We start from the raw sequence: 8,477 nt of genomic DNA, 5'->3' as shown, positions 1-8,477 counted from the left end.
GTTTTACAGTGATATTATGATCTTTAAAAATAGCCATATCTTATTGATTTACAGCATTTAATATACTTAAAACCAACGAGAATTGCAAATAAATAATTGATAATCAGATAGTTGAAACAAAATTAAGCTTGCCTAAAAATAAAAAAAGTCGGAAGAGTTAATCTTCCGACCATTCGTGGGAGATTCCCGGCCTTTTTATGATGTACTATTTTTTTAAACCCCGAATTCTTTATCTAAGTATTCAGAAACTTTAACAATAGCATTGTCAATAGTATCACTTAAAATGGTAACATATGATCCTGATTTTGCAGTTGCTATAATATATTTCAAGCAATCATTTCCATTATTATTGATAATGATTTCCATGTTTGGCTTTATTTCATGGATTCCGTCTATCAACAGATTAATTATTTCTTGTTGATCACGACCTCTCAGGTATTTCTCCTGACAGATAATGATTTTATCAAACATCTGTGCAGCARTTCGGGCAGTCTCTTTTATGTCTTCATCTCTCCTGTCGCCAGTGCCTGATATTACTCCTACATGTTCGGTTGCTTCAATGGTTTGTAAGTAGGCTTTTATTCCGTTAAAGCCATCAGGGTTATGAGCAAAATCAACCAGGATCTTGAACTCCTTAAATTTAAAGGTATTCATTCTGCCCGGTGTTTGAGCTKCCGAAGGTATAAATGTTTCTAACGACATTCTGATATCTTCGATTTTATATCCCCATAAAAATGTAGCAAGGGTAGCTGCGAGGACATTCTGGATCATAAAATCAACGCTGCCACCAAAAGTCAATGGGATGTGGGTAACCTTCTCTACCCTTATTTTCCAGTCGCCCTTCTTGATAGTGATGTACCCGTTCTCATAAATAGCGGCAATACCACCTTTTTTACAATGTTCTTTAATAACGGGATTTTTCTCGTCCATGCTAAAATAAGCGACATTGCTATCTGCATTGTTCGCGATTTTTATACAATATTTGTTATCTGCATTAAGTACGCTCCATCCGGTTCGTTTTACTGCACCGATTACTACTTCTTTTACCCTGCAAAGATCATCTAGTGTATGGATGTCGGATATTCCAAGGTGATCCTCCTGAATATTGGTAACAACACCGATGTCACACTTGTTAAATCCTAGCCCGGCTCTCAAAATACCTCCACGGGCAGTTTCTAATACCGCAAATTCTACAGTAGGGTCTCTTAAAATAAACTCTGCACTAACTGGACCAGTTGTATCGCCTTTCATGAGTTTTGTATTTTGCACGTAAATCCCATCTGATGTTGTAAAGCCAACCCTGGTTCCATTGCTTTTAACAATATGAGCGATTAATCTTGTAGTGGTAGTTTTTCCATTGGTTCCTGTAACCGCAATAATTGGAATCCTTGCGTCCTTGCCTGGCGGATATAGCATGTCAATAACAGGGGCGGCTACGTTTCTTGGTAAGCCCTCACTAGGCGCAAGGTGCATTCTGAAACCAGGAGCTGCATTTACTTCTAAAACAACCCCTCCGTTTTCTGGAAGTGGCTGGGTTAAGTTTTCGGCCATGATGTCTATACCACAAATATCTAAGCCAATTATTCTTGAAATGCGCTCACTAATAAAAACGTTTTGCGGATGAACAAGATCTGTAACATCAATTGACGTACCACCTGTACTTAAGTTTGCCGTTGATTTTAGATAAACTGTTTCACCCTGTGGAGGTATAGAATCTAATGTGTAATCCTTTTTTGCCAGTAAGTCTAAGGTATCCCTGTCGACCGTAATTTCAGTTAGGACGTTTTCATGGCCATAACCTCTTCGTGGGTCTTCATTTTCTTTGTCTATCAATTGCTGAACAGTATCTTGTCCGTTGCCGGTGATATGTGCCGGAACTCGCAGAGCAGCTGCAACCATTTTATGATCAATTACCAGTACCCTGAAATCGTATCCGGTAATAAACCGTTCAATGATTATTCTTCTTGAATAATTCTTAGCATATTCAAAAGCTTCAGTGGCCGCCTTAACAGTTTTGACATTTATAGTGGCACCTCTGCCATGATTTCCATCCAGTGGTTTAAATACCAGTGGGAAGCCTACCTTTTTTATAGCATCGGGAAGGTCCTCGATGTCTGATATGGTCACTCCTTTAGCAACTGGAATAGCAGAATCCTGTAACAGTCTCTTAGTTTCATCTTTATTGCCGGCAATATCAACCGCTATGCTGTTGGTTTTTTCCGTCATGGTAGCGCGAAAGCGAACCTGATTTTTACCATATCCCAACTGGACCAGGGAACTTTTATTTAACCTTATCCACGGGATATCTCTTGAGATTGCTTCAGCTACAATAGAACCTGTACTTGGGCCCAGTCTTTCCATTTCTCTAAGCTCACGCATGCGTTGTATATCTGTTTCCAGATCGTATTCATGGTTGTTTATTAATGCTTCAGCAATTTGAACAGAGGCTTCGGCAGCATAAATTCCTGCCTTTTCTTCAATGTAACTAAATACGACATTATAAATGCCTTCCGTTTTGGTTTGTCGGGTCCTTCCGAATCCAGTGTCCATACCTGCCAGGGTTTGAATTTCTAATGCAATATGTTCAATTACATGACCCATCCAGGTGCCTTCCTCAATCCTTGCTAAAAAACCACCTGGTTCGCCCTTGGAGCATCGATGAGTTTGCAAGGTTGGGATCAATTTTTCAATACGTTCTCTAAAACCATCGATAAGATTGGTAGGCCTCTGCTCCATTTCCCCAAGATCCAGCCTCATCTGAATCAACTTTTTTCTGTTTATCGACCAAATGTTTGGTCCACGAAGCACCTGTATGCCTAATATTTTCATTGGTATAAATTTGTTCTTTAATGATTAAATCCACCTAGCGTTAGTTCTATAACACGCTAAGCTTAAATAAGTTTGTTGTTTACTGTTGCTCTCTTTGAAGAAAATGCCCTTGGCTTTTTTACAGCATATTTTTAAAAGTATTTCGAACTTTTACCCGGATTACTTTATGCTTTAAATGGAGAGATTAAAGTATAAAAATTTTCTGAGAATTATGCAGTTGTTAATCCAATTTGTTGTGAATATATTTTATATAAATAATTTGGAAGTAAAGTTTAAATAATGAAATTGTTAATTGGGTTAAAATTGCATTACAAATCAATTTTATCTAAGTTTGGCCCTATTGGAAATATAAATATTTAAAATGACTCCGAAGGGTAAATTAATTATTATAGGGGGTGCAATAAATACCGGAAGTTTTACCGAAACTCAGTTCGGGTTGCCCCAAAATATGAACTTTTTTGAAAGGGGTATTTTAAAGAAAATCACTGTTGAATCTGTAAGAGATAGTAAATCCAGATTTGAAATCATTACCACAGCCTCCCTTATTCCAGAGAAAGTCGGAGAAGAATATATAAAGGCATTTGCACAGCTTGATGTACATGACGTTGGTGTATTAAATATTAGTAGTCGGGAACAAGCTAATTCAAATGAGAATTGCGAGAGGGTTAAGGCGGCTGATGTAATTATATTTACAGGAGGAGATCAGCTTCGCTTGTCATCCATATTTGGAGGGACATCGATTCATCAGATCTTATTAGATAAGTATCAGAATGAACCTGTAGTAATTGCGGGGACATCAGCAGGAGCTGCAGCATCTTCAAAAAATATGATCTATCAGGGAAGTTCCAAGGATGCACTTTTGAAAGGAGAGGTGAAAATTACCGGCGGACTAGGGTTTATCGATGGTGTAATTGTAGATACACATTTTGTCCAAAGAGGTAGAATCGGTCGTCTGTTATATGCTACAGCAAGTAATCCGGGGATTCTGGGTATAGGGTTAGGTGAAGATACAGGATTGTATATTTCGGAAGGAAATAAGATGGAAGCTATAGGCAGTGGAATGGTCATTTTGGTTGATGGCAGAGATATGGCCGATACCAATTTAACAGATGTTGAGATGGGGCAGCCGGTTTCTATTAAAAATATGATTGTACATGTGATGTGTGATGGAGATACCTATAACCTTACTGAGCATAAGTTGACCATTCATCACCCAAAGGTTGTTTCAACAGATTAGGATGAAAGTAATTATACATGGCGGTTTTTTTAGCGAATCTGGTACCAATCAGGAAACAAAAAAGTCAAAGCAACAAGCCTTGGCTTCTATAGTTAGCCAAGCCCATAATTATTTGAAAACACATACGGCATTAGAAACGGTAGTTTATGCCGTTAGTTTGCTTGAAGATGACCAATTGTTTAATGCAGGTTTGGGATCCCAGATACAAAGTGACGGCAAGGTGCGTTTAAGTGCATCTTTAATGGATGGTAAAACTCAAAAATTTAGTGGGGTTATCAATATTGAGGACATAAAAAATCCTATTCAGGTTTCTGAGAAATTACTCAAGTATGAAGACAGGGTATTAAGTGGTGAAGGAGCATGTGCTTTTGCCGCCAAAAACGGCTTTGACTATTTTGATCCTATTACCCCCCAAAGACAACAAGAGTACGAGGCAAAATTGAACCAGCAGGAAAGGAAAGGAACTGTAGGTTGTGTGGCATTGGACGCTGATGGCAATATTGCTGCGGCAACTTCGACAGGGGGAAAGGGCTTTGAAATCCCATGCAGAGTAAGTGACTCTGCCACTGTAGCGGGAAATTTTGCAAATCAGTTTGCTGGTATTTCTTGTACGGGTGTGGGAGAGGATATTGTTAACGTTGCTATGGCAGCAAAAATAGTTACTCGTGTAACGGATGGGTTTAGTCTGAAAGATGCTTGTGATAAATCTTTTGCAGAGTTGAAACTTATTGATGGTTTTGCAGGTGTAATAGGGATTTCATCAAAAGGAGAAATTTATCACTTAGACTCTCATCCTTATATGGTTTGGGCTGCTTTTGATGACAGGTTGCAGGTATTTCCCTAATAACACATCGCTGGTTGTGATAACGTAACAGTTATAATACTGTTTTTCTTATAGATTAACTACGCGCTAACATTAATTTTAATTTCGTGAAAGATATTTGACCTGTGACGTTGTCGCACGAAAACTTAATTATGAACGAAATTGACTCACGCAGAGACTTTTTAAAAAAGGTAGCGTTATTATCAGGCAGTACGGCCATCGCAACCATGATGCCTTCTGCAATACAAAGGGCTTTTGCTATAAATCCGGAAATAGGTAGTACCTATCTTGATGCCGAACATGTGGTTATACTAATGCAGGAGAACCGCTCCTTTGATCACTGTTTTGGAACCTTGCAGGGAGTAAGAGGGTTTAATGATCCACGCGCTGTTTACCTGCCGGATAAAAAACCTGTATGGTTGCAAACGGATGCAACTGGTAGTACCTACTCGCCATTTCGATTAAATATAAAAGATACAAAAGTTACATGGATGGGAGATCTCCCTCATTCGAKAGCTAGCCAAGTAGATGCTAATAATTTTGGGAAATATGATAAATGGCTCCCAGCAAAACGATCGGGGAATAAAGCATATGCGGATATGCCTTTAACATTAGGCTATTATACCCGTGAGGACTTACCATTTAATTATAGCATGGCCGACGCTTTTACGGTATGTGACCAGAACTTTTGCTCTGCAATGACCAGTACTACACCTAATCGTTCATTTTTTTGGACGGGCAAAATTACTCATGATGAGAATGACATTCCTAAAGCCAACATCAGAAATACAGATTTTGGTTATGGGAATATGCCATGGAGTACTTTTCCGGAACTGTTGGAAGAGAATAATATCCCCTGGAAATTTTATCAAAATGATTTAAGCTGTGGAGGTGGATTTATCGGTGAAGAAAGGTCCTGGTTGTCAAACTTCGGGTGTAATCTTTTGGAATTCTTTAAAGCTTATAATGTTAAATTCTCCGAGCGGTATATACAAAATCTACAGAAGCAAGCGGAAGAGCTTCCCGGAGAGATTAATAAATTGCAGGAAAGAACTCCATCTAGTGAAGAGGATGGGAAAAAGGCTCTTGAAAGCGTTCGAAAAAAGCAGGAAGTGTTGGATAATGCTCGTAGTGAACTTTCGAAGTGGAACAAGGAAAGTTATGAAAAGCTATCGGAGAAAGAAAAGAACCTTTACAAAAGAGCTTTTGTAATCAATTCCGGAGATCCTGATTTTCGATCTATTACCGCTTTAACCTATAATGATCAAAGCGAACAACGAAAGGTGACTGTGCCAAAAGGAGATTTGCTTCATCAATTCAGGCAAGATGTAAATACTGGAAAACTGCCGGTTGTGTCATGGCTTGCAGGACCCCAAAACTTTTCGGATCATCCAAGTGCTCCATGGTATGGGGCATGGTATGTGTCAGAGATTTTGGATATTCTAACTAAGAATCCTGAAGTTTGGAAGAAAACAATATTCATTGTTACATATGACGAAAACGATGGTTATTTTGACCATGTTCCCCCTTTTTCGATTTCAGATGCTAAATTACCAGGAACCGGAAAATGTTCTGTAGGTATAGAAACTGAGATAGAACATGTACGTTTGGAAAACGAGTTAAAACAGGGAATTCCTAAAAGTCAGGCGCGCGAAGCTCCTATAGGTTTAGGTTTTAGGGTGCCGATGGTTATTGCATCTCCCTGGACTAGAGGAGGTAAGGTGTGTTCACAGGTTTTTGACCATACTTCAACCTTACAATTTTTGGAAGGATTTGTAAATAAGAAATTCAAAAAGAATATAAAGCTTGATAATATTAGCGAATGGCGTCGGACAATTTGTGGGGATCTTACCTCTGCTTTTACTCCTTATAATGGCGATAAATTAGAAAAGATCGCTTTTCTTGACAGGAATAAAAATGTTGAAACCATATATAATGCTAAATTTAAAGGTAATCCCATAGGATTCAAAAAACTTTCGGATGCGGAGATCAGGAAAATTGAAGGCCAAAAGGCAGGAATGTTGATTCAGGAAAAAGGAATACGCTCATCTTGCGCCTTGCCTTATGAACTATATGTTGACGGAGGGCTAAGTGAGGACAAGACAGGTTTTGAGATCAATTTCATGTCTGGGAATAGGGTTTTCGATAAAAAAGCACTTGGATCTCCATTTACTGTAAGTGTCCCTGTCAAGTACAACGACGAAATAAGTAAAGATGAAATCTCCAGAAATTGGTCATTCGCTGTCTCTGCTGGAGATCATTTAAATTATAGCTGGCCTGTTAATGCATTTGAAAGTGGTGTCTATCATCTCCGCATTCATGGGCCTAATGGGTTTTATAGAGAGTTTATTGGAAACAAGAATAATCCGCAAGTAAGGTTACATGCTAATTATGAGCATAATCGACTTAATCCGGCTAAGTTGACTGGCAATATTAAACTTGATATTGTTAATAATGGAGCGACAGCTCAGACATTGATTATAATAGACAATAGTTATGGCAAAGGTCGCCAAACTAAATTAGTTGCKGCTGGCAGTAAGACGAGCATTGTTCTGGACCTTTCAAAATCTTACCATTGGTACGATATCAGTGTAAAACTACAAGGAAACGATGTTTTTGAAGAGCGGTTTGCGGGAAGAGTAGAAAGCGGTATTGAAGCTAAAACAGACCCCCTAATGGGTGGGATTGTCTAGGGTTGATAAAGATGATATAGTGTTGTTTATTACTTTTGTTATATCTTTACCATATGAACAAGAGTTGGTTAGCAATCATTTTTCTGATTATATCAAATCAAGCGATGACCCAAACCAGTCATTTTCTGCCTCAGCAGCCCCCTCAGGGAAGTGGAGCTATAAATATTGTGGTATCCAATCTGGATGAGAACGAAGGAGATACATATTTTGCTGAAGCTGAGAAAAATGAACGAAATGGAGAACTTAACGAAGCAGTAACCTTATTTGGGAAAGCGGCTTTTGAATATAATAGTGCTAAACAATTTGCCCGTTATGGTGAGGCTTTGATGAGATTAAGTAACGTTCATTATCAGTTGGCTCATTTTAGTGAAGCAGAACAAGTGGTTTTAAATGTTGCCTTAAAAAATTACTCAAAAATCGGGAGCCGAAATGGTCAAATGGAGTCTTATAGCCAGTTGGGTAGAATTTATCTGGCATTGAATAAGCCTACTCAGTCTTTATGGTTTTATACCCAGCAAGGGATATTGGCAAAGCAAATAGGTAATAGTTCCGCTTATATAGAGTCTGTGTTGGGCGCCGCGAATGTAAAAATCAGAAAAAAAGAATACACTTTAGCAACTAAAGATATTAATAGAGCTGAGCTTTTAGCAAAAGCTGCAAATACCAATGAATTCAAAAATCAGATTAAAGAGGCACGATCTATGCTCCCTGCACTAGCAGCCACTAAAACGGTAAAGAAATCATCAAAAAAGAAATAAAAATACATAATTGTAATCTTCTGTATTTGAAGGTGTTTTTAGTTTAGTTTTTTTAATAGTATTTCCATAACTTTCGTAAGTTTACAGAAAAGAGACAGTATTATTACTGTCTCTTTTCTGTTTATTTATGAAATTGG

The 8,477-nt window shown here is 38.3% G+C and carries 5 protein-coding genes; 4 read left to right on the top strand and 1 reads right to left on the bottom strand.

Translation table 11 applies throughout. From position 1 onward, the window contains the following. Positions 1 to 213 precede the first annotated feature (213 nt). Entirely contained in the window at positions 214 to 2,829 is a 2,616-nt protein-coding gene (gene cphA / locus AC1DG9_RS08440; RefSeq protein ID WP_477634504.1) for a cyanophycin synthetase, read from the bottom strand. Between the two features lie 361 nt (positions 2,830 to 3,190). On the opposite strand from cphA, the gene AC1DG9_RS08435 reads away from it, so the two are divergent. The 4 genes from AC1DG9_RS08435 to AC1DG9_RS08420 all read left to right on the top strand — a co-directional run bounded on the left by AC1DG9_RS08435 (position 3,191) and on the right by AC1DG9_RS08420 (position 8,340). Continuing rightward, entirely contained in the window at positions 3,191 to 4,066 is an 876-nt protein-coding gene (locus AC1DG9_RS08435) for a cyanophycinase (RefSeq protein ID WP_172661848.1), read from the top strand. A gap of 1 nt (position 4,067) precedes the next feature. Further along, the gene (locus AC1DG9_RS08430) at positions 4,068 to 4,910 is read left to right on the top strand and encodes an isoaspartyl peptidase/L-asparaginase (RefSeq protein ID WP_172661847.1); all 843 of its coding nucleotides are present in this window, start codon (positions 4,068 to 4,070) and stop codon (positions 4,908 to 4,910) included. A 140-nt stretch (positions 4,911 to 5,050) separates the two neighbouring features. Then, positions 5,051 to 7,582: a phosphocholine-specific phospholipase C gene (locus tag AC1DG9_RS08425; RefSeq protein ID WP_477634505.1), complete on the top strand. Its 2,532-nt coding sequence runs from the start codon at positions 5,051 to 5,053 to the stop codon at positions 7,580 to 7,582. Between the two features lie 53 nt (positions 7,583 to 7,635). Then, positions 7,636 to 8,340, top strand: coding sequence for a tetratricopeptide repeat protein (locus tag AC1DG9_RS08420; RefSeq protein ID WP_172661846.1), 705 nt, complete (start codon positions 7,636 to 7,638; stop codon positions 8,338 to 8,340). The last annotated feature ends 137 nt before the right edge of the window (positions 8,341 to 8,477 follow it).

The sequence above is a fragment of the Pedobacter sp. 05L430 genome, assembly GCF_056397585.1.
Note: the sequence above shows the minus strand (reverse complement) of the source record. Positions and strands in the feature narration are given on the sequence as shown.

Bases quoted from the DNA above. Each gene is read 5' to 3' on its own strand.
- AC1DG9_RS08435 (WP_172661848.1), top strand. From the start codon at position 3,191: ATGACTCCGAAGGGTAAATTAATTATTATAGGGGGTGCAATAAATACC.
- AC1DG9_RS08430 (WP_172661847.1), top strand. From the start codon at position 4,068: ATGAAAGTAATTATACATGGCGGTTTTTTTAGCGAATCTGGTACCAAT.
- AC1DG9_RS08420 (WP_172661846.1), top strand. From the start codon at position 7,636: ATGAACAAGAGTTGGTTAGCAATCATTTTTCTGATTATATCAAATCAA.